Origin of the sequence: Methylobacterium oryzihabitans (assembly GCF_004004555.2) — a bacterium.
GTDB classification, from domain to species: Bacteria; Pseudomonadota; Alphaproteobacteria; order Rhizobiales; family Beijerinckiaceae; genus Methylobacterium; species Methylobacterium oryzihabitans.
Genome location: NZ_SACP01000015.1, coordinates 35,384 through 58,858 on the forward strand (window position 1 = coordinate 35,384; position 23,475 = coordinate 58,858).

A 23,475-nucleotide genomic window follows, 5' to 3' on the forward strand; every position below is an offset into this window, starting at 1 on the left:
ACCTTAACGAAAGCTTAACGGCCGGCAATCGGACTTGTGGCCGAAACCCCGACCTTGCACGAAAAAATTCGCGGAATAATCCGCCCCTCCGCGCGTCAGGCCGGCGGGTAGGTGATGAACTCCATCAGCGAGCCGTCCGGATCGCGGAAATAGACGCTGATTCCCTGCCCGGCGGCGCCGTGGCGCTCGACCGGCCCGAGCTCGACCGCGACGCCGTGGCGCTCCAGATGGGCGACCGCCTCCTCGATCGGCCCCGACCAGCGGAAGCACAGGTCGCTGTTGCCGGGCTCGACCGGCAGCAGCGCCCGCGGATGACCGATCTGGCCCGGGCCGTGGCAGTTGAGCTGCACGCCGCCGAACCGGTAGGCGAAGCCGCGCCCGACCGGGATCACCTCGGCGTCGAGGACGTCGCGGTAGAACGCGGTCGAGCGGTCCCAGTCGGAGACGTGGATCACGCAATGGTCGAGGTAGATCGCCGGGCGCAGGTCCACCACCGGCGCCGCGGCCACGGGCTCCACCTCGGTCTCGGTCTCGGGCATCGCGCTCTCCCTGGGACGGGGGCCGGGGATTCCCGATCCTCACACCTTCCCGTGCACGAGATCATGGATGAAGCCGAGCTTCGTCACCACCGGCGGGGCGAGGACGAACGGGTAGAGGTCGGCATGGCCCATCGCCCGGTTGACGCTGTTGAGGGCGAAGACCACGGGGAGCCACGCATCGACGATCTGCCCGATGCTCTCGGCCCGGTAGGGATCGAAGTCGATCCGCCCGGCGAGGTTGCCGCTGGCGTCGACGAGCGGATTGACCTGCATCCCGAAGGCGCTCGCCATCTCGAGCGTGTCGACGATGTGCAGGTAATGCGCCCAGGTCTCGGCGAAGTCCTCCCACGGATGGGTGGTGGCGTAGGCCGAGACGAAGCTGTCCTGCCAGTTCGGCGGCGGTCCCTGGTCGTAGTGCCGCTGGAGCGCGGCGTTGTAGTCCTGCGAATCGTCGCCGAACACCGCCCGGCAGGCGTCGAGCCTGCCGGCGTCGCGCACCAGCACGTCCCAGTAATGGTGCCCGACCTCGTGCCGGAAATGGCCGAGCAGGGTGCGGTAGGGCTCGCCCATCTGGCTGCGGCGCTTCTCGCGCTCGGCGTCGTCGGCCTCGACGAGCGCGATGGTGATGACGCCGTTGTCGTGCCCCGTCATCACCTTCGGGCCCTGGTTCTCGGGCGGGTCGGCGAGGAAGTGGAAGATCAGCCCGTGCTCCGGGTCCTCCGCACGGGTCTTGAGCGGCAGGTTCCAGCGCAGCAGGGTGTAGAACAGCCGGTGCTTGGCGAATTCGAGCTGACGCCAGGCTTCGAGATAGGTCGGGTTCGACACGTCGGGGATCGTGCCGTTGTGGCGGCAGGCGAGGCAGAAGGCGTCGCTGGTGCCCGGGGGAACCAGCCAGTTGCAGGCATCGTGGTCCGCGTTGGTGCAGAACAGGCCCGGCCGGTCGGACGCGGCAAGGGGCGTCCAGGACGTGCCGCCGGCCGGTTCGAGGGCGGACAGCATGCCGGTCTCGGGCAGGTAGGCGAGACGGTGCCCGCAGCGCTCGCACGTCCGGTTCTCGAAATACAGGATGTTGCCGCAGGACTGGCACTGGAACAGCTTCATGGGGGATCTCCGCGCCGGGCCATGGGGGCCATGCAAGGACCGGGCTGGCGCGACGACAACGGCCAAGGCTGGCCCGGGTTGCGGCGTCATGACTGGGTTGCCGGCGCGGGGCTTGCGCGGAGGGCGGCGCTGCCCTTCGATCGGCGTCAACGACACGGGAGCGGGAGGAAGCGGGACCATGGCGATGAACGGAGCCGAGAGCCTCGTGCGCACGCTGGTGGCGGGCGGCGTCGAGGTCTGCTTCACCAATCCGGGCACCTCGGAGATGCACTTCGTCGCCGCCCTCGACCGGGTCGAGGGCATGCGGGCGGTGCTGTGCCTGTTCGAGGGCGGGGCGACCGGCGCGGCGGACGGCTACGCCCGGATGGCCGACAAGCCGGCCTCGACCCTGCTGCATCTCGGCCCCGGCCTCGGCAACGGCATCGCCAACCTGCACAACGCGCGGCGCGCCCGCTCACCTCTGGTCAACATCGTCGGCGAGCACGCCACCTACCACCGCGCCTTCGACGCGCCGCTGACCTCCGACATCGAGGGGCTGGCCCGGCCGGTCTCGGCCTGGGTCCGCACCGGGCTGAGCGCCCGCGACGTGGCCCGGGACGGCGCCGACGCCATCGTCGCCGCCCGCACGGCGCCGGGCGGCGTCGCGACGCTGATCCTGCCGGCCGACACCGCCTGGGAGGAGGGGACCGGCATCGCGCCGACCCCGGCGATCCCGGAGCGCGCCCGCGCCGACGACGAGGCGATCGCCCATGCGGCCGCCGCCCTGCGCAGCGGCGAACCGGCGGTGCTGCACCTCGGCGACCGGGCGGTGCGGGGGGAGGGCCGGCGGATCGCCGCCCGCATCGCGCGGAAGACCGGCGCGAAGCTCCTCGCCATGACCTCGAACGCCCGCATCGACCGCGGCGCCGGCACGGTGCCGATCGAGCGGCTGCCCTACCCGGTCGACCCGGCCCGGGAGACCCTGGCGGAGTTCAGGCACGTCATCCTGGTCGGCGCGACCCTGCCGGTGGCGTTCTTCGCCTATCCTGGCAAGCCGAGCGCCCTCGCCGCGCCGACCGCCGACGTCTTCGCCCTGGCGACGCCGGAGCAGGACCAGATCGACGCGCTGGAGCGGCTCGCCGCCGCCGTCGGGGCCGAGGCGGAGCCGGAGGTCGCCCCGGCACGCCGGCCCGAGCTGCCGACCTCGGACCGGCTCGATCCCGACGCGGTCGGCCTCGTCCTCGGCGCGCTGATCCCCGAGGGCGCGATCGTCTGCGACGAGTCGGTCACCACCGGCCGCAACTTCTTTCCCGCGACCCACGGCGCCGCGCCCCATACCTGGCTCCAGCTCACCGGCGGCTCGATCGGGCTCGGCATCCCGATGGCGACCGGCGCCGCCGTGGCCTGCCCGGACCGCAAGGTGATCGGCCTCCAGGCCGACGGCAGCGCGCTCTACACCGCGCAGGCCCTGTGGACCCAGGCGCGCGAGCGCCTCGACGTGGTGACGCTGATCTGGTCGAACCGCTCCTACGCGATCCTGCGGGCGGAACTGGCCAATGTCGGCGCCAATCCGGGCCGCAAGGCGATCGACATGCTGACTCTCGACGATCCGCCGATCGACTGGATCAGCCTCGCCCGCGGCTACGGCGTCGGCGCGCGCCGGGTCGAGACCCTGCCGGATTTCATCGCCGCTTTCCGCGATGCGCTGAAGCAACGCGGGCCGGCGCTGATCGAGGTGGCGCTCTGAGGCCGGATACGCTTCGGCACCGCCTGACGCCCGGAAGACACACAAGTCGGGGTCGCGACCGGGTAGGCAGGGTCGAGCTCTGCCGACCATCGCCCGAGGTTCCCCGATGCTGCCGCGCCGCCACGTCCTTCTCCTCCTCGCCGGGGCGCCGCTCGCGGCCTGCAATGCCCGGGGGCCGGCGCAGGTCGCGGCGGTCGATCCCGACGCGGCGTGGTACGTCGGCACGATGCCCGACCAGCCCTACGACGTGCCGCTGGTCGACCGCAGTCGGATCGACCCGAAGTACCGCCGGCAGGTGGTGGCCTATGCCGGGCCGGAGAAGCCGGGCACCATCGTGGTCGATATCGACGAGCGCCTGCTCTACCTCGTGCAGGAGAACGGCGAGGCGGTCCGATACGGCGTCGGCGTCGGCCGCCAGGGATTCTCGTGGAAGGGCGTCGCCTCGGTCGGCCGCAAGGGCGTCTGGCCCGATTGGGGGCCGACCGCCACGATGGTGAGCCTCAACCCCGACCTGCCGCGCTCGCGCAAGGGCGGCGTCGACAACCCCCTCGGCGCCCGGGCGCTGTACCTCTACCAGGGCAGCCGCGACACGCTGTTCCGCATCCACGGCACCAACGAGCCGTGGAGCATCGGCGAGCAGATGTCGTCGGGCTGCGTGCGGATGCTCAACGAGGACGTGGTCGACCTCTACAACCGCGTGCCGGTGGGGACCACCGTGATGGTCAAGCGGCACGGCCGCTACCGGACCTGAATGGAAGCCGATTCCAAACGATTGAGTTTGCAGTCAGATTTTTGAGCGCGGGATCCCCTCTCCCGAGTGGGAGAGGGGTAGGGGTGAGGGTGCCTCAGCCACAGGATAGAGTACCGACGGTTGAGCTGCGCAACTCGGCGGTTCAGGGTCATTGCGGAACCCGAGCCACCCTCACCCCCGGCCCCTCTCCCACTCGGGAGAGGGGAGTCGCGCCACACCGAGAGCCGCTTTCGACCGGGGTAGCGGGTGCAGACGAGAACCGCCCCGTTTAAGCCGCTGGAGACCGCGAAGCCGGTGAACAACTGATACGCGGGCCGCTCACTCGATCCCGAGCTTGGCCTTCAGCAAGGCGTTGACCGCCGCCGGGTTGGCCTTGCCGCCGGTCGCCTTCATGGTCTGGCCGACGAACCAGCCGAGCAGGGTCGGCTTGGCCTTGGCCTGCTCGACCTTGTCGGGGTTGGCGGCGATGATCCCATCGATCGCCGCCTCGATCGCGCCGGTATCGGTGACCTGCCTGAGGCCCCGGCTCTCGACGAGGTCGCGGGGATCGCCGCCCTCGGTCCAGACGATCTCGAACAGGTCCTTGGCGATCTTGCCCGAGATGGTGCCGTCGCCGATCAGATCGACGATCGCGCCGAGCTGGCTCGCCGAGACCGGGCTGTCCTCGATACCCTTGCCCTCCTTGTTCAGGCGGCCGAACAGCTCGTTGATGACCCAGTTCGCCGCCGCCTTGCCGTCGCGGCCCTTGGCCACCGCCTCGAAGTAGTCGGCCGAGGCGCGTTCGGCGACCAGCACCGTGGCGTCGTAGGGCGACAGGCCGTAATCCTTGACGAAGCGGGCCTTCTTGGCATCGGGCAGTTCCGGCAGGCCGGCCGCCAAGGCGTCCACGAAGGCCTGGTCGAATTCCAGCGGCAGCAGGTCGGGATCGGGGAAGTAGCGGTAGTCGTGCGCCTCCTCCTTGGAGCGCATCGAGCGGGTCTCGCCCTTGTTGGGGTCGAACAGCCGGGTCTCCTGCTCGATCGTACCGCCATCCTCGATGATGCCGATCTGGCGCCGCGCCTCGACCTCGATCGCCTGACCGATGAAGCGGATCGAGTTGACGTTCTTGATCTCGCAGCGGGTGCCGAGCGGATCGCCGGGTTTGCGCACCGAGACGTTCACGTCGGCGCGCAGGTTCCCCTTCTCCATGTCGCCGTCGCAGGTGCCGAGATAGCGCAGGATCGTGCGCAGCTTCGTCACGTAGGCCTTGGCCTCCTCCGACGAGCGCAGGTCCGGCTTCGACACGATCTCCATCAGCGCCACGCCCGACCGGTTGAGATCGACGAAGCTGAGGTTCGGGTGCTGGTCGTGCAGCGACTTGCCGGCATCCTGCTCCAGGTGCAGGCGCTCGATCCCGACCGTGATGCTGTCGCCGTCGGGCAGGTCGACCAGCACCTCGCCCTCGCCGACGATCGGGCTCTTGTACTGGCTGATCTGGTAGCCCTGCGGCAGGTCCGGGTAGAAGTAGTTCTTTCGGTCGAACACCGACCGGTGGTTGATCTGCGCCTTGAGGCCGAGCCCGGTGCGCACCGCCTGGGCGACGCATTCCTCGTTGATGACCGGCAGCATGCCCGGCATGGCGGCATCGACCAGCGAGACGTGGTCGTTCGGCTCGGCCCCGAAGGCGGTGGCCGCGCCGGAAAAAAGCTTCGAGCGGCTGGTGACCTGGGCGTGGATCTCCATGCCGATCACCACCTCCCAGTCGCCCTCCGCGCCCTTGATCAGCTTCTTGGCGTTGACGGGAGCGTTCATGGGATCGGGACTCCGAGAATGGCGGTCTCCCAGAGGGGAGAGGGGTTCGTGGTGCTAGTAGGGAGGCCGTCGCGGCCCGGTCAAGCGCCGCGCCCGCGGCTCAGCCGCCGCGCCCCGTAGGCGAGCATCGCCCAGATCAGCGCGCCCCCAGTGCGGACCGGGAAGAAGGTCGGCAGGTCGTGCCCGACCGGCGCCGGCCACGGCACCCCGATCCCGGTGAGCACCCAGGAGGTCAGCACCGAGGCGACGAGGGCGATCATCGCGACGAGGAAGATCTTGCCGAACTGGTTGGCCTTCCAGCCGAGATACACGGCGACCGCGATCAGCACCGGGTCGAGGCCGGCCCAGATCCAGACCGAGGGCGGGTAGTAGGGGACGGTCATGGGGGGATCCGGGAGAAACGGCGACGGGGCTTGGCGTCCAACCCCTCCCCCCTCTGCGGGGGAGGGTGCCCCGCGGATGCGGGGCGGGAGAGGGGAGCGCGACGGTGCCGGAGGTGGCGCCGGTCAGACCGGTCTCGACATATCCGGAAGCGGCGTCCCCTCTCCCGGCTCACTCCGTTCGCCACCCTCCCCCGCAGAGGGGGGAGGGTTCGGGAGGGCATCTCGTCTCCGAACGACCGCCTACCACCACCGCGGCGGCAGCACCGTGCGCCCGGCGGCATCCTCGATCACCTGGGCGGCGGAAAACAGCGTCTCCTCGTCGAAGGGACGCCCGACGAGCTGGAGCCCGAGCGGCAACCCCTGCGCGTCCAGTCCCGCCGGCACCGCGATGCCGGGGAGACCCGCCATGTTGACCGTGACGGTGAACACGTCGTTGAGGTACATCTCGACCGGGTCGGCATCGGCCTTCTCGCCGATCCCGAAGGCCGCGGTCGGGGTCGCCGGCGTCAGGATCGCGTCGATCCCGGCGGCGTAGACCTCCTCGAAGTCGCGCTTGATGAGAGTGCGGATCTTCTGCGCCCGCACGTAGTAGGCATCGTAATAGCCGGCCGAGAGCACGTAGGTGCCGATCATGATCCGGCGCTTGACCTCGCGGCCGAACCCGGCGGCGCGGGTGTTCTCGTACATCCCGGCGATGTCCTTGCCGGGCACCCGCAGGCCGTAGCGCACGCCGTCGTAGCGGGCGAGGTTCGAGGAGGCTTCCGCCGGGGCGACGATGTAGTAGGCCGGCAGGGCGTGGCGGGTGTGCGGCAGCGAGACCTCGACCACCCTGGCGCCGGCAGACCGCAGCCACTCGGCGCCCTGCTGCCACAGTCGCTCGATCTCGGCCGGCATGCCGTCGACCCGGTACTCCTTCGGGATGCCGATGGTCAGGCCCTTCACCCCGCGCGAGACCGCCGCCTCGAAATTCGGCACGGGCAGATCGGCGCAGGTGGTGTCCTTCGGGTCGGCGCCGGCCATCGAGGTCAGCATGATCGCGGCGTCCAGCACCGTGCGGGTGATCGGCCCGGCCTGATCGAGGGAGGACGCGAAGGCGACGGTGCCCCAGCGCGAGCAGCGGCCGTAGGTCGGCTTGATGCCGACCGTGCCGGTGAAGGCCGCGGGCTGGCGGATCGAGCCGCCGGTGTCGGTCGCGGTGGCGCCGAGGCACAGCCGCGCGGCGACCGCCGCCGCCGAGCCGCCCGACGACCCGCCCGGCACCAGCGGCGTCTGCGAGTCCCGGCGGCGCCAGGGCGACACGACCGGGCCGTAGGCGCTGGTCTCGTTCGAGGAGCCCATGGCGAACTCGTCGAGGTTGAGCTTGCCGAGCATCACCGCGCCGTCGCGCCACAGGTTGTGGGTGACGGTCGATTCGTAATGCGGCTGGAAACCTTCGAGGATGCGCGACCCGGCGGTCGTGGCGACGCCGTGGGTGCAGAACAGGTCCTTGATCCCGAGCGGGATGCCCTCGAGCGGCCGCGCCTCGCCGGCGGCGAGCTTGCGGTCGGCGACCTCGGCCATGGCGAGGGCGCGCTCGGGCGTCTCGAGCAGGAAGGCGTTGAGCGCCCGGGCCCCCGCCACCGCGTCGACATGGGCCTGCGCCAGCTCGCGGGCGGAAAAGTCCTTGCGCCGCAGCCCGTCACGGGCCTCGGCCAGGGTGAGGTCGGTCAGCTCTGCCGGCGTCTTGCTCAAGTCCGTCATCCTCGTCGCTCCGGCCCCGCCGGCCGGAGGCGTCGCGCCCTCGTCGTCAGTTCCGCCCGAGGCGGCTCACTCGACGACCTTCGGCACCAGAAAGTAGTGGTCCTCGGTCAGCGGCGCGTTGAACACGATGTCCCCGGCATAGCCGCCGTCGGTGATCGCGTCGGCGCGCTTCTTCATCGCCATCGGGGTGACCGAGGTCATCGGCTCGACGCCGTCCACATCGACCGCGCCGAGCTGCTCGACGAAGGACAGGATCGCGTTCAGCTCGCCCTGGAGCGGCGGCACGTCCTCGTCGCCGACCGCGATCCGCGCCAGATGCGCGATGCGGCGAACCGTCTGCGCGTCGACCGACATGAAACCCCGCTGGCTGATGCTGGAACAGTGTCGATGCCGAAGCGGAAGCCGCTTCGGCATCGACACTGCGGCAAAATCAATGAACTGGAGCACGGTTCGATCACGACGTGATCGAACCGTGCTCCGGGCGAGCCGTCGGGCCCGCGCCGGGGCTATAGCAGAGGGTTTTGCGGCGCCGCAACGCCCGGGGCGGTCGCCAGCGCGTGCCCGGACCGGGCCGGCTCCTCGACCAGCACCGCCGGCGGGCGCCAGGTGCGCCGGGCGTTGGAGGCGCCGAGCACCAGGACCATCGCGGCGAGCGCCAGCATCAGCTTGTGCTTGCGCTCCAGGCGCCGCGGCGCGAGCGGCACGATCGCGGCCGATCCCGCCCGGGTGTCCGGCGGGCGGCGCGGACCGAGCCGGGTGACGGTGACGAAGGCGCCGGCCGGCACCCGTCTGCGCCGGGTCGCGACCGGCGCCGCCGCGGGAAAGCGGCCGGCGGCCGGGGGCAGGCGGCCGCGCAGCGGCGACAGGCCGCCGGCCGCATCGAGGGCGACCCAGCCGCCGGCGGCGGACGGGACCTGGGCACGGAGCGGGGAGGGATCGACCGGGATCACGGGCGGCATCCGGAAAGGGTGAACGAAGCGTTAACGAAGGGGTAGGCCGTCCGGCCCCGCCCCGCCACGCAAACCTTTCGTTAACCCTAATCCGGATCCCGGATCAGCCCCGCAACTGCGTCAGCCGGTCGAGCAGGGCGCGGTCGTGCAGCAGCGCCATCCGCTCCTTCGGCTTGAGCCAGTCGGCCGCCTCGCCGATCGTCTCGGCCTCGACCACCTTGGCCTGCGCCATGGCATGATCGGGATCGATGGCGCCCCGCGGCCGGGGCGCGGACGCGGGCAGCATCGCGACGTGCCCGGTCTGGAGCGCCGGATCGGCGTGGAGGGCGCACAGGGCGTCGGCGTCGTCGAAGCCGTCCGCCGCGTTGCACGCCTCGATCGCCTTGGCGTCGAGGGCGACGGCGGGCGGCTCGCGCTCCTCGGGCGTCATCAGCAGGCCGAGGCGCTTGAGCGCGAGCCCGATCGCGAGCTGGCCGCTCGCCCACGAGATCGGGATCGCCAGGACGAGGCCGAGGATCGTCGGCGACATCCACAGGAACAGCGACGTGGCGATGGCGAAGGCGGCGATGCCGGCGACGAGGCCGAGGATCGTGTGCCAGCGATGGCGACGGACGATGTCGCGCATCGGGATCGAGCCGTCGTCGCGCCGCTGCGGGTTCCAGCCGGTGTCGCGCCCGAGCAGGATCTGCAGCACCGAGCCGGACTGGATCAGCATCGCGATCGGGGCGAGCAGCGCCGAGGCCAGGGTCTCGATCAGCGCCGAGGCGACGAGCCGCAGCGCCCCGCCGCTCGCCCGCCGCACCGGGCCGTCGAGGAGGGCGAGGATCAGCCCGAACAGCTTCGGGGCGAGCAGGATGCCCATGGTGATCCCGAAGAGCTGGAGCGCGCGGACGGGATCGAAGCGCGGCCAGACCGGGTAGAGGCGGAACTCGGTGGAGAAGTATTCGGGGCGGATATAGGCGGTCTGCAGCGCCAGCGCGATGCCGACCACGAGCTGCGCCGCCCAGAGCGGCGAGGCGACGTAGCCGGCGATACCGGTGGCGAAGTGCTGCCGGGTCGCCAGCGTCAGCCCGGCCGCGCCGATGATGCGCGAGTGCTGGAGGTTGCCCTGGGCCCAGCGCCGGTCGCGGATCGCGACGTCGATCAGCGAGGGCGGGCTCTCCTCGTAGGAGCCGGCGAGGTCGGGGAGCATGTACACGCTCCAGCCGCCGCGGCGGATCAGCGCCGCCTCGACGAAGTCGTGGCTGAGCACGTGGCCGCCGAAGGGCGGCTTGCCCTTGAGGTCGGGCAGGCCGCACTGCTCGGCGAAGGCGCGGGTGCGGATGATCGCGTTGTGGCCCCAGTAATTGCCGTCGCGGCCCGACCACAGGGCGAGGCCGGTGGCGATCACCGGGCCGTAGATGCGGGCGGCGAATTGCTGGAGGCGGGCGAACAGGGTGTTGCGGTTGATGATGAGCGGCAGCGACTGGATGATGCCGGCATCGGGGTCGGCCTCCATCGCGGCGGCGAGGCGCACGACGCAGTCGCCGCTCATCAGGCTGTCGGCGTCGAGCACCAGCATGTGGTCGTAGTGCCCGCCCCAGCGGGTGACGAAGTCGGCGATGTTGCCGGCCTTGCGGTGGTGGTTCTTCGGCCGGTGGCGGTAGTACAGGCGGGCGCCGTCGCCGAGCCGGGCCCGCAGCGCCAGGAAGGCGCGCTCCTCGGCGACCCAGGCGTCGCTCTGCGTCGAGTCGGACAGGATCCAGTAGTCGAACCGGGCACCCTCGCCGGTGGCCTCGATCGAGGCGCGGATCGCCTCCACCGCCGCGAAGGTGCGGGCCGTGGCCTCGTTGTAGACCGGCATCACCACGGCGGTGCGCCGGGTCAGCGGGCCGGACGGGTGCGCCTGGCCGCGCCGGCGCAGCAGCGAGACGAAGCCGAGCAGGCCCGACGCGAAGGCCAGCGCGATCCACGAGAAGTTGAGCGTGAACAGCACCAGCAGCAGCCATTGCAGCCAGGTGGTGCTGCCGGCGACCGAGACGACCTCGTACATCTGCACGGCGCCGTAGACGGTGAGCGCCAGGGCGCCGCCGAACACGAACAGCCGCGCGGCGACCGGCGCGCGCCGGGACGGCACCGCGCGGGCGCGCGCCGGGTCCCAGCGGCGCAGGTCCTGCACCGGCATGGCGAGGGGCGCCTCCGGCGGCACGGCCGGGGCGAAGGCCGCGGGCGCCCGGGCGCCGAGATCCGGGGCGCCGGGATTCCGGGCGGGGGCGGTCGTCAGGGTGTCCACCGGTAGAGCCATGTCTCGCTGAGCGGTTGGTCGGCGGCCTTGAGGGTCAGGCGCAGTTCGCAGGCAGTGTCGTTGCCGGGGTCGAGCTCGAACAGAACCCGGACGGTCTTGCGCTCGGGATAGGGGTAGACGACCTGCCGGACGATCGTGCCCGGGCTGGTGCCGAGCACCGCCGAAAGGGCGTCGGGCTGGAGGCCCGGGGCGGACAGGCCCTCGCCGCCGAAGTCGACGAGGAACAGCCGGCGCTTGCCGGAGGTGCCCTTGCCGACCCGGGTGCCGGTGCAGCGGGCGAGCGGCGGCTCCCCGGGCGCGGTCCAGCACCAGAACTGGCGGTAGCTGAACGCGGTCTCCTTCGCGATCGGCTCCTTGGGCCGCCAGTACGACAGGATGTTCTCGTTGACCTCGGATTCGCTCGGGATCTCGATGAGCTGCACCGCGCCGGCGCCCCAGGGCCGCTGGGCGACGCCCGGCCCCCAGGTGCTCAGCGGCTCGACCCACAGGCTCGGCCGGCGCTCCCAGCGCTGCACGTCGTCCTCGAAGGCGGCGTAGTCGCGGTCGCGCTGCACCAGCCCGAAGCCCTTCGGGTCCTGGTCCATGAAGGCCGAGATCTGGAGCGTCTCGGGGTTCTGGATCGGCCGCCACAGGGCCTCGCCCCAGCCGTTGCGGATCTGGAGCGCGCCGGTCTCGTGGGCGGCGGCGCGGGCGTCGTCGATGTTGCGGCGGTCGTTGGGACCGAACAGGTAGGCGCCGGTGATGCCGGCGATGCCGACATGCTCCAGCGTCGTGCGCGGGCACACCGTCGCCTCGACGTCGACGATGGTGGCGTCGCCGGGCCGCAGGGTCATGTGCAGGGCGGCGGTGGCCGATTCGGAATCGACGAGCGCATGAATGGCGATGTGGCCGCTGCCGGGGTTCGGGCGCTCGATCCAGAAGGCGCGGAAGAGCGGGAATTCCTCGCCCTTCGCCTCGGCGGGGCGCAGGGTCAGGGCCCGGGCGGTGACGCCGTAGCTCTGGCCGGCGGCGAGCGCCCGGAAGAACGAGGCGCCCTGGAAGATCGCGCAGTCGGCGGGCGGGTTGCCGCCGAAGCTCGCATAGAGTCGGAAGCCCGAGAAGCCGAGGTCGCGTCCCTCCTCGGGAGCCTTGAGCTTGCCGAAGGTGTACCGGTTGCGGTCGTAGGCGATGCGCCGCACGGTGCCGTCCTCGACGACGTGCAGGGCGACCGGCGTGGTGAAGACGAAGCCGCGATGCAGCGGCTCGACCACGAAGCCGCGGCCCTCGTCGGCCCAGACCAGCGCCGAACTCTGCGGCCGGATCGCGACGTATTGCTCGTAGGTCAGATTGTTGAGCGGATCGGGCAGGTCGGTGGCGGGGGCCGCGAACGGCTTCTTCGCCAGCGCGCGGGCGAGCTCGACCACGAACCCGGCCTCGAAGCGGTCGCCGTCGCCGAGGCTCGGGCCGGCGGGGGCCGGGTCCTGCGCGAAGGCGGCGCCGATCCCGCCGGTCCAGGCGAGGCTCGGCCCGGACAGGCCCGCGCCGGCGAGGCCGGCGGCGAGGGCCAGGACCTCGCGACGGCCCGGCTGCCCGGTTCGGGACGGGCGGGGTGGGACGGGGCGGGGGGGCGTCATGCGGAGCGGGTGACCATGCGGATGCCGGGAGACTTGCCGTTTACCATGTGGACTGCTGAACCGCGGGTTAAGACCGTGCCCCGGCGGCAAGGTCAAGCTCGGCCTGCCAAGCTCGCAGGGCGACGCTGTCCGGCGGGCGCGAAGAGCGCCCCGCGGAGCGGGTTCGGGAGGACACATGTCCTCCCGAACGCAGAGCGGAGCGAAAGCCAAGGCCGCGGAGGCGGCCGCCGGCGCTTGAGGCCGAACAAAAATGGCCAGGGCAATCGCTCTGAAGCGATTGCCCTGGCCAAGCTCGGCCCGCATTGGCCGCGCCGGGCGGATCGGCTAGAGCCCGGGCTCGACAGAGCCCGGACCCCGCGATGACCTCCTCCGCCCCCTCCACGGCCCGCTCCCTCCTCGCCGTCGTCCTGGCGGCCGGCAAGGGCACGCGGATGCGCTCCGAGCGGCCGAAGGTTCTGCACCCGCTCGCCGGGCGGCCGATGCTCGGGCACGTGCTGGCGGCGGTGGAGGCGGCCGGGGCGACGCGGGTCGCGGTCGTCGCCGAGCCGGGTCGGGACGACGTGGCGAAGGCGGTGGCAGAGGCGCTGCCGGAGGCCGCCGTCTACCCGCAGGCCGAGCGCCTCGGCACCGCCCACGCCGTGCTGGCGGCGCGGGCGGCGCTCGCCGAGGGCGCCGACGACGTCGTGGTGGCGTTCGGGGACACGCCGCTCGTCACCGCCGGAACCCTGGAGCGCCTGCGCGCACCGCTCGCCGGGGGCGCCGCCGTGGTCGTGCTGGCCTTCGAGGCCGCCGATCCGACCGGCTACGGCCGGGTGCTGGTCGAGGACGGCCGCGTCGTGGCGATCCGCGAGCACAAGGACGCGAGCGAGGCCGAGCGCGCGGTGCGGCTGTGCAATGCCGGGCTGATGGCGCTGGCCGGATCCCGGGCGCTCGCCCTGCTCGACGCGATCCGCGCCGACAACGCCGCCGGCGAATACTACCTCACCGATGCGGCCGGCCTCGCGGCGGCGGCGGGCCTCGACGTGGCGGTGGTCACGGTCGACGAGGCCGAGGCGCGGGGCATCAACGACCGGGTCCAACTCGCCGCCGCCGAGGCCGAGATCCAGGCCCGGCTGCGCCGCGACGCGATGCTCGCCGGCGCGACGCTGATCGCGCCCGAGACGGTCTTCCTCAGCCACGACACGATGCTGGGCCGCGACGTCACGGTGGAGCCCCACGTCGTGTTCGGGCCCGGCGTCGTCGTCGGCGACGGCTGCGTCATCCACGCCTTCTCGCACCTGGAGCAGGCGCGGCTGGAGGCGGGGGTGCAGGTCGGCCCCTATGCCCGCCTGCGGCCCGGGGCGCGGCTCGCCGCCGGCGCCCGCATCGGCAACTTCGTCGAGGTCAAGAACGCCGCCATCGGAGCCGGCGCCAAGCTCAACCACCTGACCTATGTCGGCGACGCCGAGGTCGGGGCGGGCGCGAATCTCGGTGCCGGCACGATCACTTGCAACTACGACGGCGTGAACAAGCACCGCACCACGATCGGCGCCGGCGCCTTCGTCGGCTCCAATTCCTCGCTCGTTGCCCCCGTGACGGTCGGGGCCGGGGCCTATGTCGGCTCGGGCTCGGTCGTGACCGAGGACGTGCCGGACGGCGCGCTCGCCCTCGGCCGCGGCCGGCAGGTGACCAAACCCGGCTGGGCGGAACGGAACGGACCGAAGGCGCGGAAGGACTAGATCCCAGCGGCATCAACGCGATGAAGCCGGGTTCTCGTCTTCCACCGGAGGATGAGGTCGCCTCCCTGGTGCCGCCCGATACCGGCCGCCAGATACCCTTCGTTCAGCCCGGTGCGTCACACTCGGCAAGGTGAGTTGATTGGCTCGGGCCCCCACGCCACCTGTAAGGGTGACAAGCGTGGCAGCGGCCAGCGCGGCGGGCCATCCGGGCGGCCGGAGACTTGCGCCCGGACCGCCGCGAGGGCACGGACGTCCCGGATCGGGACGGTCGGATCGAACGAGTGAGGCGTTGGCATGTGCGGCATCGTGGGTATCGTCGGGCGCAACGCCGTCGCGGGTCAGGTGGTCGACGCCCTGCGGCGGCTCGAATACCGGGGTTATGATTCCGCCGGCATCGCGACCCTGGAGGACGGCCGCCTGGAGCGCCGGCGCGCCGAGGGCAAGCTGTCGAACCTCCAGCTCAAGCTGCTCCAGAACCCGCTCTCCGGCGCCATCGGCATCGGCCACACCCGCTGGGCCACCCATGGCCGCCCCAACGAGACCAACGCCCACCCGCACGCCACCGACCGGCTCGCGGTGGTCCATAACGGCATCATCGAGAATTTCCGCGAGCTGAAGGCCGAGCTGCAGGCTCAGGGAGCGGTATTCGAGACCGAGACCGACACCGAGGTCGTCGCCCAGGCGGTCAGCCACGCCATGAAGGGCGGGCTGACGGCCCGCGCGGCGGTCGAGGCGACGCTGCCGCGCCTGCGCGGCGCCTTCGCCCTCGCGTTCCTGTTCGCGGGCGAGGAGGACTTTCTGATCGGCGCCCGCCACGGCGCGCCGCTGGCGATCGGCTTCGGCGACGGCGAGACCTATCTCGGCTCCGACGCCCTGGCGCTCGCCCCGTTCACCGACGAGATCACCTATCTCGACGAGGGTGACTGGGCGGTGCTGACCCGCGACGGCGCCGAGATCCGCGACGCCTCCGGCAGCGTCGTCGCCCGCCCGCGCCAGAAGATCGCCACCCAGGCGCTCCTCATCGACAAGGGCAATTACCGCCACTTCATGCTCAAGGAGATCTACGAGCAGCCCGAGGTGGTCGGCCGCACGCTCGCCCACTACGTCGACCTCGCCGCCGGCCGCATCAACCTGCCGGAGGCGCTGCCGTTCGATTTCGCCAAGCTGTCGCGGCTGTCCATCACCGCCTGCGGCACCGCCTACTACGCCGGCCTCGTGGCGAAGTACTGGTTCGAGCAGCTCGCGCGGCTGCCGGTCGAGATCGACGTCGCCTCCGAGACCCGCTACCGCGAGCCGCCGCTGGAGACGGGCGGGCTGACGCTGGTCATCTCGCAATCGGGCGAGACCGCCGACACGCTCGCCTCCCTGCGCTACGCCAAGTCCCAGGGCCAGCACACGCTCGCGGTGGTCAACGTGCCGACCTCGACCATCGCCCGCGAGGCGAGCGTGGTCGTGCCGACCCTCGCCGGGCCGGAGATCGGCGTCGCCTCGACCAAGGCGTTCTCGTGCCAGCTCACCGTGCTGCTCAGCCTCGCCATCGCGGCGGGCCGGGCGCGGGGCACCCTCGACGAGGCCCGCGAGCGGGCGCTGGTCGACGCGCTCATCACCGTGCCGGGCCTGATGGCCGAGGCGGGCAAGCGCGAGGAGGAGATCGAGGTGCTGGCGCGCGAGATCGCCAAGGCCCGCGACGTGCTCTATCTCGGCCGCGGCACCGCCTACCCGATGGCGATGGAAGGCGCGCTCAAGCTCAAGGAAATCTCCTACATCCACGCCGAGGGCTACGCGGCCGGCGAGCTGAAGCACGGCCCGATCGCACTGATCGACGACGCCGTTCCGGTCATCGTGATCGCGCCGCACGACGCGATCTTCGAGAAGACCGTGTCGAACATGCAGGAGGTGGCGGCGCGCGGCGGCCGGATCGTGCTGATCGGCGATGCCCGCGGCGCCGAGGCGGCGGGGCTCGACACGATGGCGACGCTGACCATGCCGGATCTCGACCCGGTGGTGGCGCCGATCGTCTACGCGGTGCCGATCCAGCTGCTCGCCTACCACACCGCCGTGGTGCTGGGGAAGGACGTCGACCAGCCCAGGAACCTCGCCAAGTCCGTGACGGTGGAATAGGCGCCGGCCGGCGCCGCGGATTGCTCCGTTGCCGGACACCGGGTCGCGCCGCCGCGTCCCGGTCGGGCCTCGCCCGGGGGAAGCGGCGACGCTTGAACCGCGTCCGATTGACAGCCCCCGCCGCCCGATTAATTTACCGGACGGTTGGTCGATCGAAGGCCGGGCGCCCGCAAGAAGGCGACCCGGGCGACCCCGGGAGGCGACATGGCTGGCGAACCGACGGACCTCGTCCTCAGCGAGCGGCGCGAGGGCTACCGCGTCCTCACCCTCAACCGGCCCGACCGGCTCAACGCCTTCACGGGCGCGATGCACGAGGCGCTGCGCGCCGCCCTCGACGACGCGGTGGCCGACGAGACCTGCCGGGCGCTGCTGCTGACCGGCGCCGGCCGTGGTTTCTGCGCCGGCCAGGACCTGTCCGAGCGCCGCGGCGGCGAGGGGCGGGCGGTCGACCTCTCGCAGACCTTGGATCAATACTACAATCCGCTGATCCGCCGGCTGCGCGACCTGCCGATGCCGGTGGTCTGCGCCGTCAACGGCGTCGCGGCCGGGGCGGGGGCGAACCTCGCGCTGGCCTGCGACATCGTGCTGGCGGCCCGCTCCGCGACCTTCCTCCAGGCCTTCGCCAGGCTCGGCCTCGTGCCGGATGCCGGCGGCACCTGGGTCCTGCCGCGCCTCGTCGGCCGGGCGCGGGCGCGCGGCCTCGCGCTCCTCGCCGAGCCGCTGGCGGCCGAGACCGCGGAGGCCTGGGGGATGATCTGGCGCGTCCACGACGACGCCGTGCTGATGGACGAGGCTCACCGCCTCGCCGCCCGCCTCGCCACCCAGCCGACCGCCGGCCTGCGGCTGATCCGCGACGCCCTCGACGCCTCCGAGACCAACGACCTCGACCGGCAGCTCGACCTCGAACGCGACCTCCAGGGACGGGCCGGCCGCACGCCCGACTACCGCGAGGGCGTCGCCGCCTTCCTGGAGAAGCGGCCGCCGCGCTTCACCGGGGGGGCGTCGTGACGGCGGCCGACGACCTCGCCCGCGCCTGTGCCGCGGCGTTGTGGGCCGGCGACCGGGCGAGCCAGGGACTCGGCCTGCGCATCGAGCGGGTCGGCCCGGGCGAGGCGGTGCTGTCGATGACCGTCCGCGACGACATGACCAACGGCCACGGCACCTGCCACGGCGGATTCATCTTCATGCTCGCGGATTCGGCCTTCGCCTTCGCGTGCAACTCGCACGACCAGCGCGCGGTGGCGCAGCATTGCAGCGTCACCTTCCTGCAGCCGGGCCGGCGCGGCGACCGCCTCGTCGCGACCGCGGTCGAGCGGGTGCGGGAGGGGCGCTCGGGGATCTGCGACGTGACCGTCCGGGACGGGGAGGGGCGGGTGGTGGCCGAGTTCCGCGGCCTGTCGCGGACCGTCGCCGGGACGGTGCTGGCGGAGGGCGGCGCGGAGGCGCGCTGAGCCGTCCGGGCAACGAAGGGCGCGGGGCCCGAACCCTCCCTCCTCTGCGGGGGAGGGTGGCGAACGGAGTGAGCGCAGCGGGACGAAGTCCCGCCGAGAGGGGAACCACGCCGCCGGAAGTGGCTCGGCAGCCGTGCAGGCCGTCCCATCCGGCACCGTCGTGTTCCCCTCTCCCGCCCTGCTTCGCAGGGCACCCTCCCCCGCAGAGGGGGGAGGGCTAGGAGAGCGCTACTAACGCCACACCGATAACGACCAACCCGGGAGGCCGCCGTGACCGTCAACGCCCGCAAGCTCGCCGAACTGGTGCCCGCCCCGGCGAGCCTCGACCGGATGGAGACCGCCTCCCGCGACGAACTCGCGGCGTGGCAGCGCGACCGCCTCGCCTGGACGCTGCGGCACGCTTACGACAACGTCCCGCATTACCGGGCCGCCTTCGACGCCGCCGGCGTCCATCCCGACGAGTTCCGCGATCTGCCCGACCTCGCCCGCTTCCCGTTCACCGGCAAGGCCGACCTGCGCGCCAACTACCCGTTCGGGATGTTCGCGGTGCCCCGTCCGCAGGTGGCGCGGCTGCACGCCTCGTCGGGCACCACCGGCAAGCCGACGGTGGTCGGCTACACCGCCGGCGACATCGACACCTGGGCGGGGGTCGTCGCCCGCTCGATCCGCGCCGCCGGCGCCCGGCCGGGCATGCTGGTCCACGTCGCTTACGGCTACGGCCTGTTCACCGGCGGGCTCGGCGCCCATTACGGCGCCGAGCGCCTCGGCTGCACCGTGGTGCCGATGTCCGGCGGCATGACCGAGCGGCAGGTCCAGCTCATCCAGGACTTCTCGCCCGACGTCATCATGGTGACGCCGTCCTACATGCTGGCGATCCTCGACGAGTTCCGCCGCCAGGGCCTCGATCCCCGGCGCTCGTCGCTGAAGGTCGGCATCTTCGGCGCCGAGCCGTGGACCAACGCGATGCGCGAGGAGATCGAGGAGGCGTTCGACCTCCACGCCGTCGACATCTACGGCCTGTCCGAGGTGATGGGCCCGGGCGTCGCCAGCGAGTGCGTCGAGACCAAGGACGGGCTGCACGTCTGGGAGGACCACTTCTATCCCGAGATCGTCGACCCGCGCACCGGCGCCGTCCTGCCCGACGGGGAGGAGGGCGAACTGGTCTTCACCTCGCTGACCAAGGAGGCGATGCCGGTGATCCGCTACCGCACCCGCGACCTGACGCGGCTGTTGCCCGGCACCGCCCGGACGATGCGGCGGATGGAGAAGATCACCGGGCGCAGCGACGACATGATGATCGTGCGCGGGGTCAACGTATTTCCGACCCAGATCGAGGAGAAGATCCTCGCCGTCCCGGCGCTGTCGGCGCATTATCAGGTCGTGCTCACCCGCGAGGGCCGGCTCGACGACATGACCGTGCGGGTCGAGATCCGGCCCGAGGCCGACGCGCCGGACATCCGCGAGGCGGCGGCCGAGCGGCTCGGCGCGATCATCAAGGACACGATCGGGATCTCGGCCGGTGTCGAGGTGCTGGCGCCGGACGGGATCGAGCGCTCGCTCGGCAAGGCGCGCCGGGTGATCGACCGCCGCCCGAGGGACTGACGCCGCGCATGGCCCGCACCCGCGCCACCGACTACGACGACAAGCGCCGGGCGATCCTCGCCCGCTCGGCGGAGCTCTTTGCCGCCAACGGCTACGACCGCGCCTCGATGAGCCGGATCGCCGATGCCTGCGGGGTCTCGAAGGCCAACCTGTACCACTACTACCGCGACAAGGACGAGATCCTGTTCGACGTGATCCGCGATCACCTCGACGCCCTGCTGGAAGCGGTGGAGGCCGCCGACGACCCGGCGCTGCCCCCCGAGCCGCGCCTGCGCGCCCTCACCGGGGCCCTGCTGGAAGCCTACCGCGACGCCGACGCCCAGCATCAGGTCCAGCTCAACGGCCTCGCCCTGCTGGCGCCCGAGCGGCAGGCGGCGCTGAAGGCGATCGAGCGCGCTCTCGTCGGGGTGTTTTCCGGGGCGCTGGCAGGGGTGGCACCGCATCTCGCCGGCACGCCGCTGCTCAAGCCGGTGACGATGTCGTTCTTCGGCATGGTCAACTGGCACTATCTCTGGTTCCGCGGCAACGGCGGCCTGACCCGGGCCGACTACGCCGACCTCGTCACCCGCCTGATGGTCGACGGGACCCGCGGCATCGTCGCGACCCCGGCCGAGGAGCGGCGGGCCGTCGGCGTCTGACCTCGCAGCCGGCGAAATCCCGGATTGCAGTGTCGAGCGAAGGTGCATCCCGGTTCATCGACCGGTGCAGTCGGCCCGTCTCGCGATTTTTCTCCGATGCCGATGGATTAACCGCGCGGCGGCGCAGGGGTGCGGCGCCGCACATCCTGCGGAAATCTCCTGGATAAGTTGGGCGCAACAGGCCGGATGGCGAGCCCCGGCGATCCTGGACTGACGATGACGGGGACGGCGCCTGAGCGCGACGTCCCGCCATCCGCTTCGTCCACCCACCGACAGAGGATCCTTGCATGGACAACATCATCCAGGGCATTTCGGCGTTCCGCGGCGAGGTCTTCCCGCACCAGAAGGGCGTCTACGAGCATCTCGGCCGCAACGGCCAGCAGCCGAAGGCGCTGGTGATCTCGTGCGCGGATTCGCGGGTGGTGCCCGAGCAGATCACCCAGGTCGGCCCCGGCGAGCTGTTCGTGTGCCGCAACGCCGGCAACATCGTGCCGCCGATCGCCACCGTGACCGGCGGCGTCTCGGCCGCGATCGAGTACGCGGTCATGGCGCTGGGCGTGCGCGACATCGTGGTCTGCGGCCATTCCGATTGCGGCGCCATGAAGGGCCTGCTGCAGCCCGGCGCCCTCGACAGGATGCCCAACGTCGCCGCCTGGCTGCGCCACAGCCACGCCGCCCACACCATCGTGTGCGAGGCCTATCCCGACACCCTCGACGACAAGCAGCGCCACCACGCGCTGGCGATGGAGAACGTCGTGGTGCAGCTCAACAACCTGCGCACCCACCCTTCCGTCGCCGCCGGGCTCGCCACCGGCCAGCTCACCCTGCACGGCTGGTTCTTCGAGATCGAGACCGGGCAGCTCTACGCCTTCGACGGACAGGCGGCCAAGTTTGTCGCGCTTCAGGACGGCGTCGCGATCCCGGTCGCCCAGACCTCGGCGCCGCGTCGGGTCGCCGCCGACCTCACGCCGCTCGCGGCGGAGTAGGGCATCACGGCCAGAACCGCTCGATCAGACCCCGGACCGGGTCGAGCACCATGCCGGCCGCCGACCCGGCCAGCGCCTTGGCCCGGCCGACGAGAGTCCACCCCTCGCGCAGCCGCGAGTCGGCCTCGCGCTGGGCCATCAATCGGCCGACATAGGCGTCCTCGTCCGCCTTGCAGGCATTGAGCGCCGCGCGCTGACCGGCGTGGCGCTCGGTGCCCGCCGGCAGGCCGTCGAAGTGCCGGCGCACGCAATCGTGCCAGCGCCGCTCCAGATCCGTGAGATCCTCGGCGGCACCGGCGGGGCCCGCCAGCGAGACGAGCAGCGCGGGTGCGAGGGCGTGTCGAATCAGGGGACGCATCGCCCGCATCATAGCCGATCCGGCGACGCGCCCGAACCCGGGCTGCGGCGGTCGGTCGCCTGCCGCGTTCCACCCGAAGCGTTAACTTAGGAACAAATCATGAACGAGCGTGGCGCGACCAGCGGCCACCGGAGAGGATCACGGCGATGGCCCGCCACCGCTTCCACTGCACCAACGGTCTCGAATGCGTCTTCGACCTGCACGGCCGCGAGGTCGCGCCCGGCGAGCCGGTCCTGCGGCAGGCGCGTCAGGTCGCCGAGCGGCTGATGCGCCGGCTCGGCGCCGGCGACTGGTCGCAATGGAGCGTGACCGTCCACGATCTCGACGGCCGGCAGGTGCTGCTGCTGCCGTTCAGCGCGACGTGACTCAGGCCGCCTCAGCCCCGCACCATTCGGCGACGAACAGCGCCATCGTGGTGGTGATGCGCTGGAGCGAGGACAGGCTGACGCGCTCGTCGAAGCCGTGGATGTTCTCGCTGAACGGGCCGTAGCACAGCGCCGGGACCCGGTCGTAGAGGGCGTGGACGCGGGTATCGAGGTAGCCGGCGGTCATGAAGCTCTGGAGGTCGGCGCCGGTCGCCGACCGGTGGGCGCGGCCGAGCACCGCCTCGGCCTCCGAGCCGGCGTCGAGCACGTAGCCCTCGGCCCAGAACCCGTTGAAGGTGACCTTCGGGGGCGTGTTCGACAGGAAGCGGTCGCCGCGGGCGAAGTCGGCCACCGCCGCCTCGATCTCGCGGGCGGCCTGGGTCGCGCTCACCCCGGGATAGAGCGCGATCCGGCAGTCGATCCGGCACCACGCCGGCACCGAGGAAGCCCAGTCGCCGCCCTCGATCCTGCCGATGTTGAGGTTGATCGGGTGGGCCTCGCCCTCGAAGTGCGGCCGGCCGGCCTTGTCGGCGTTCCAGCTTTCCTCGAGTTGCCGCAGGGCGCCGATCACCCGGTAGGTCGCGTCAATGGCGTTGGCGCCGGTTCCCATCTCGCGGACGTGGACCGGCTGGCCGCGCACCTCGACCTGGAACCACAGCACGCCGGTGTTGGCCCGCACCAGCTTCTCGTCCTCGGGCTCGGGGATCAGCACCGCGTCGGCGCGGTAGCCGCGCAGATGGGTCATCAGCGCGCCGTTGCCGGTCGATTCCTCCTCGACCACCGATTGCAGCGTCACGGTCGCGGCGGGTTGCAGGCCGATCCGCCGCAGGGCGTCGAGGGCGAACAGGTTGGCGGCGTGGCCGGCCTTCATGTCGGCGCCGCCGCGGCCGTAGAGCCAGTCGCCTTCCACCGCCGGCTCGAAGGGGGGCCGGGTCCACAGGTCGCCCGGGCCGGGGGGCACCACGTCGACATGGGCCTGGAGAATCAGCGAGCGCCCGGCCTCCTGCTTCGGCCGGTGGATGCCGACGACGATCGGCGCCTCGGAATGCTCGGCCGAGACCGGTCCGCCGCCCGGATGGGCCGCGATCACGTCGCGGTCCATGGCGAAGCGGTCCATGGCGTAGCCGCGGTCGCGGAAGGACCGGAACACGAAGTCCTGGATCGCCTGCTCGTTGCCCCGGGTCGAGGGGAAGCGCACCAGCGCCTGGGTGTGGGCGACCTGCTCGGCGAAGCCGTCGGCGACCGCGGCGGTGATGCGCTCGGTGAGGGCGGGATCCAGGGGCATGCGGGGTGTCTCCTCGTGCGGACGGCGCCGCACCGGGCCCGGACTACGGGACTATCACCGCCGATGCGACCCG

General features: G+C 71.9%; 21 protein-coding genes. 10 read left to right on the top strand and 11 right to left on the bottom strand.

Features of this window, described 5'->3' with window-relative positions; all coding sequences use genetic code 11:
* Window positions 1–95 precede the first annotated feature (95 nt).
* Together EOE48_RS16000 and EOE48_RS16005 are read right to left on the bottom strand one after the other, a co-directional pair.
* A complete protein-coding gene (locus EOE48_RS16000; RefSeq protein WP_127730882.1) occupies window positions 96–539 on the bottom strand; it encodes a VOC family protein in 444 nt (147 codons plus the stop codon).
* Between the two features lie 39 nt (window positions 540–578).
* Window positions 579–1,640, bottom strand: a complete 1,062-nt coding sequence (locus EOE48_RS16005) for a zinc-binding metallopeptidase family protein (RefSeq protein WP_127730884.1) — start codon at window positions 1,638–1,640, stop codon at window positions 579–581.
* Window positions 1,641–1,818: 178 nt separating this feature from the next.
* Here EOE48_RS16005 and EOE48_RS16010 point away from each other — a divergent pair, with 178 nt between their 5' ends.
* A complete protein-coding gene (locus EOE48_RS16010) occupies window positions 1,819–3,366 on the top strand; it encodes an acetolactate synthase large subunit (protein ID WP_127730885.1) in 1,548 nt (515 codons plus the stop codon).
* Between the two features lie 106 nt (window positions 3,367–3,472).
* Window positions 3,473–4,117, top strand: a complete 645-nt coding sequence (locus EOE48_RS16015) for a L,D-transpeptidase (protein ID WP_127730887.1) — start codon at window positions 3,473–3,475, stop codon at window positions 4,115–4,117.
* 318 nt (window positions 4,118–4,435) lie between these two features.
* Here the strand turns inward: EOE48_RS16015 and gatB are convergent, their stop codons facing one another.
* The 7 genes from gatB to EOE48_RS16050 all read right to left on the bottom strand — a co-directional run bounded on the left by gatB (window position 4,436) and on the right by EOE48_RS16050 (window position 12,878).
* Window positions 4,436–5,908 (bottom strand): Asp-tRNA(Asn)/Glu-tRNA(Gln) amidotransferase subunit GatB, encoded by a 1,473-nt coding sequence (gatB, locus tag EOE48_RS16020; protein WP_127730889.1) that lies wholly within the window; start codon window positions 5,906–5,908, stop codon window positions 4,436–4,438.
* An 80-nt stretch (window positions 5,909–5,988) separates the two neighbouring features.
* Window positions 5,989–6,291, bottom strand: coding sequence for a hypothetical protein (locus EOE48_RS16025; protein ID WP_127730891.1), 303 nt, complete (start codon window positions 6,289–6,291; stop codon window positions 5,989–5,991).
* 240 nt (window positions 6,292–6,531) lie between these two features.
* On the bottom strand, window positions 6,532–8,031 hold the full coding sequence (gatA, locus tag EOE48_RS16030) for an Asp-tRNA(Asn)/Glu-tRNA(Gln) amidotransferase subunit GatA (RefSeq protein WP_187371436.1): 1,500 nt from the start codon (window positions 8,029–8,031) through the stop codon (window positions 6,532–6,534).
* 66 nt (window positions 8,032–8,097) lie between these two features.
* Window positions 8,098–8,385, bottom strand: a complete 288-nt coding sequence (gatC, locus tag EOE48_RS16035; protein WP_127730893.1) for an Asp-tRNA(Asn)/Glu-tRNA(Gln) amidotransferase subunit GatC — start codon at window positions 8,383–8,385, stop codon at window positions 8,098–8,100.
* A gap of 152 nt (window positions 8,386–8,537) precedes the next feature.
* Complete coding sequence (locus EOE48_RS16040; protein WP_127730895.1) at window positions 8,538–8,981, bottom strand: hypothetical protein; 444 nt, start codon at window positions 8,979–8,981, stop codon at window positions 8,538–8,540.
* A gap of 103 nt (window positions 8,982–9,084) precedes the next feature.
* Window positions 9,085–11,265 carry a glucans biosynthesis glucosyltransferase MdoH gene (gene mdoH / locus EOE48_RS16045; protein WP_127730897.1) on the bottom strand — a complete coding sequence of 727 codons (2,181 nt, stop codon included), beginning with the start codon at window positions 11,263–11,265 and terminating at the stop codon, window positions 9,085–9,087.
* Window positions 11,241–12,878 carry an OpgD/OpgG family glucan biosynthesis protein gene (locus tag EOE48_RS16050; protein ID WP_127730899.1) on the bottom strand — a complete coding sequence of 546 codons (1,638 nt, stop codon included), beginning with the start codon at window positions 12,876–12,878 and terminating at the stop codon, window positions 11,241–11,243. Before EOE48_RS16050 ends, mdoH begins: the two co-directional genes overlap by 25 nt.
* Before the next feature lie 359 nt (window positions 12,879–13,237).
* Between EOE48_RS16050 and glmU the strand changes: the two genes are divergently transcribed.
* The 7 genes from glmU (at window position 13,238) to EOE48_RS16085 (ending at window position 21,394) form a co-directional block, all read left to right on the top strand.
* A complete protein-coding gene (gene glmU / locus EOE48_RS16055) occupies window positions 13,238–14,596 on the top strand; it encodes a bifunctional UDP-N-acetylglucosamine diphosphorylase/glucosamine-1-phosphate N-acetyltransferase GlmU (protein ID WP_127730901.1) in 1,359 nt (452 codons plus the stop codon).
* A 294-nt stretch (window positions 14,597–14,890) separates the two neighbouring features.
* Entirely contained in the window at window positions 14,891–16,717 is a 1,827-nt protein-coding gene (gene glmS / locus EOE48_RS16060; protein WP_127730903.1) for a glutamine--fructose-6-phosphate transaminase (isomerizing), read from the top strand.
* Window positions 16,718–16,921: 204 nt separating this feature from the next.
* Window positions 16,922–17,725 (top strand): 2-(1,2-epoxy-1,2-dihydrophenyl)acetyl-CoA isomerase PaaG, encoded by an 804-nt coding sequence (gene paaG, locus EOE48_RS16065; RefSeq protein WP_127730904.1) that lies wholly within the window; start codon window positions 16,922–16,924, stop codon window positions 17,723–17,725.
* Window positions 17,722–18,168 (top strand): hydroxyphenylacetyl-CoA thioesterase PaaI, encoded by a 447-nt coding sequence (gene paaI, locus EOE48_RS16070; protein WP_246154480.1) that lies wholly within the window; start codon window positions 17,722–17,724, stop codon window positions 18,166–18,168. The genes paaG and paaI overlap by 4 nt, the downstream gene beginning before the upstream one ends.
* A gap of 330 nt (window positions 18,169–18,498) precedes the next feature.
* Complete coding sequence (paaK, locus tag EOE48_RS16075) at window positions 18,499–19,770, top strand: phenylacetate--CoA ligase PaaK (RefSeq protein WP_127731080.1); 1,272 nt, start codon at window positions 18,499–18,501, stop codon at window positions 19,768–19,770.
* Between the two features lie 8 nt (window positions 19,771–19,778).
* Window positions 19,779–20,408 carry a TetR/AcrR family transcriptional regulator gene (locus EOE48_RS16080; protein WP_127730906.1) on the top strand — a complete coding sequence of 210 codons (630 nt, stop codon included), beginning with the start codon at window positions 19,779–19,781 and terminating at the stop codon, window positions 20,406–20,408.
* A 287-nt stretch (window positions 20,409–20,695) separates the two neighbouring features.
* A complete protein-coding gene (locus EOE48_RS16085) occupies window positions 20,696–21,394 on the top strand; it encodes a carbonic anhydrase (RefSeq protein ID WP_127730908.1) in 699 nt (232 codons plus the stop codon).
* A gap of 4 nt (window positions 21,395–21,398) precedes the next feature.
* On the opposite strand, the gene EOE48_RS16090 is transcribed toward EOE48_RS16085, so the two are convergent.
* A complete protein-coding gene (locus EOE48_RS16090; protein WP_127730910.1) occupies window positions 21,399–21,752 on the bottom strand; it encodes a hypothetical protein in 354 nt (117 codons plus the stop codon).
* A 146-nt stretch (window positions 21,753–21,898) separates the two neighbouring features.
* On the opposite strand from EOE48_RS16090, the gene EOE48_RS16095 reads away from it, so the two are divergent.
* The gene (locus tag EOE48_RS16095; RefSeq protein ID WP_127730912.1) at window positions 21,899–22,117 is read left to right on the top strand and encodes a DUF6894 family protein; all 219 of its coding nucleotides are present in this window, start codon (window positions 21,899–21,901) and stop codon (window positions 22,115–22,117) included.
* A gap of 1 nt (window position 22,118) precedes the next feature.
* On the opposite strand, the gene EOE48_RS16100 is transcribed toward EOE48_RS16095, so the two are convergent.
* Window positions 22,119–23,402, bottom strand: a complete 1,284-nt coding sequence (locus EOE48_RS16100) for an ArgE/DapE family deacylase (protein WP_127730913.1) — start codon at window positions 23,400–23,402, stop codon at window positions 22,119–22,121.
* Window positions 23,403–23,475 lie beyond the last annotated feature (73 nt).

Coding starts and splice junctions, on each gene's coding strand:
- gatA (WP_187371436.1), bottom strand. CDS start 8,031: ATGACGGACTTGAGCAAGACGCCGGCAGAGCTGACCGACCTCACCCTG.
- EOE48_RS16080 (WP_127730906.1), top strand. CDS start 19,779: ATGGCCCGCACCCGCGCCACCGACTACGACGACAAGCGCCGGGCGATC.
- EOE48_RS16095 (WP_127730912.1), top strand. CDS start 21,899: ATGGCCCGCCACCGCTTCCACTGCACCAACGGTCTCGAATGCGTCTTC.
- EOE48_RS16005 (WP_127730884.1), bottom strand. CDS start 1,640: ATGAAGCTGTTCCAGTGCCAGTCCTGCGGCAACATCCTGTATTTCGAG.
- paaG (WP_127730904.1), top strand. CDS start 16,922: ATGGCTGGCGAACCGACGGACCTCGTCCTCAGCGAGCGGCGCGAGGGC.
- mdoH (WP_127730897.1), bottom strand. CDS start 11,265: ATGGCTCTACCGGTGGACACCCTGACGACCGCCCCCGCCCGGAATCCC.
- EOE48_RS16100 (WP_127730913.1), bottom strand. CDS start 23,402: ATGCCCCTGGATCCCGCCCTCACCGAGCGCATCACCGCCGCGGTCGCC.
- EOE48_RS16085 (WP_127730908.1), top strand. CDS start 20,696: ATGGACAACATCATCCAGGGCATTTCGGCGTTCCGCGGCGAGGTCTTC.
- EOE48_RS16010 (WP_127730885.1), top strand. CDS start 1,819: ATGGCGATGAACGGAGCCGAGAGCCTCGTGCGCACGCTGGTGGCGGGC.
- gatC (WP_127730893.1), bottom strand. CDS start 8,385: ATGTCGGTCGACGCGCAGACGGTTCGCCGCATCGCGCATCTGGCGCGG.
- glmU (WP_127730901.1), top strand. CDS start 13,238: ATGACCTCCTCCGCCCCCTCCACGGCCCGCTCCCTCCTCGCCGTCGTC.
- EOE48_RS16025 (WP_127730891.1), bottom strand. CDS start 6,291: ATGACCGTCCCCTACTACCCGCCCTCGGTCTGGATCTGGGCCGGCCTC.
- gatB (WP_127730889.1), bottom strand. CDS start 5,908: ATGAACGCTCCCGTCAACGCCAAGAAGCTGATCAAGGGCGCGGAGGGC.
- glmS (WP_127730903.1), top strand. CDS start 14,891: ATGTGCGGCATCGTGGGTATCGTCGGGCGCAACGCCGTCGCGGGTCAG.
- paaK (WP_127731080.1), top strand. CDS start 18,499: ATGGAGACCGCCTCCCGCGACGAACTCGCGGCGTGGCAGCGCGACCGC.
- EOE48_RS16000 (WP_127730882.1), bottom strand. CDS start 539: ATGCCCGAGACCGAGACCGAGGTGGAGCCCGTGGCCGCGGCGCCGGTG.
- EOE48_RS16090 (WP_127730910.1), bottom strand. CDS start 21,752: ATGCGTCCCCTGATTCGACACGCCCTCGCACCCGCGCTGCTCGTCTCG.
- EOE48_RS16015 (WP_127730887.1), top strand. CDS start 3,473: ATGCTGCCGCGCCGCCACGTCCTTCTCCTCCTCGCCGGGGCGCCGCTC.
- EOE48_RS16050 (WP_127730899.1), bottom strand. CDS start 12,878: ATGACGCCCCCCCGCCCCGTCCCACCCCGCCCGTCCCGAACCGGGCAG.